Origin of the sequence: Xenorhabdus bovienii, from assembly GCF_024721015.1 — a bacterium.
GTDB lineage: Bacteria > Pseudomonadota > Gammaproteobacteria > Enterobacterales > Enterobacteriaceae > Xenorhabdus > Xenorhabdus bovienii.
The window spans coordinates 1-868 of sequence record NZ_JANAIF010000256.1 but is presented as its reverse complement, the minus strand read 5'-3'; the positions used below and the strand labels follow the sequence as shown (position 1 = coordinate 868).

Sequence of the window (868 nt, the reverse complement as noted above, 5' to 3'; positions counted from 1 at the left end):
TCAGGCGAGGATGGGTATTGAACTGTTTTTGGCGAAACATGGGATCAATAAACCCGATGAAGCAGTGGAGAGTCTCTATCACTATGCACTAACGCAGGTCCACAAACACGCTGCAATAGCAAAACTCGATGAGGATGTTAAACAAAGCGTTCTGCAAATACTCGCAAATTATGCCTTTCAGGATTATGCGAGGAGTGCAGCCAGTAAGAAGCCATGTTCAGAACTGCATTGTGAAGATGGGTTTATCGAAGCAGAGGTATTTACAACCAAGTGGAGTAAACCCGCGTTTCTGGATATTCCAGACTGGGCTAAAGAGGCACGAGCTATAACGCCGGAGGAGTGGTACAGAAAGCGTCAGGTGCGGGAGGTGGTGAGAGTGGCATGTAAAGCCTGTAGCGGAAAAGGTGAAGTCAGTCATTCATGCCGTTGCAATGGGCGTGGGGAGGTGCTGGATAAAAAACAGACCGAATTGATCGGTATTCCAACCTACAAAACCTGTCCTAAGTGTTCAGGCCGTGGATATTCAAGGCTCAAATTTACTGAGGTATGGGATGCAGTGAAGCCACTGACAGGAGTATCTAAAACTACCTGTTATGACAAATACCAGCCGATGTTTGAGCAACTAGTGACAGAGTGCTTTAAAGAGGAAGCCAGAGCTGAATATGTACTACAAAAACTAACTAAAGAGGAAATAATAACTATATAAACTTAAATAACTAGAAAATAGATATTGCATTTCTCGGAAAAATAGCCCATCATTACTCCAATGATAGGGTATTTGCAATTTCATTGACCCACGAATACAAAATAAGGCCTCGCACTCGCGGGGCTTTTTCACATCTGCAATCCTAACTAATTGAAATTAATC

At 43.3% G+C, this 868-nt stretch carries 1 protein-coding gene; it reads left to right on the top strand.

The genetic code is table 11. From position 1 onward, the window contains the following. A partial coding sequence (locus tag NXS07_RS20415) for an antitermination protein (RefSeq protein ID WP_258087565.1) occupies positions 1-706 on the top strand: 706 nt, incomplete at its 5' end. Between the last annotated feature and the right edge of the window lie 162 nt (positions 707-868).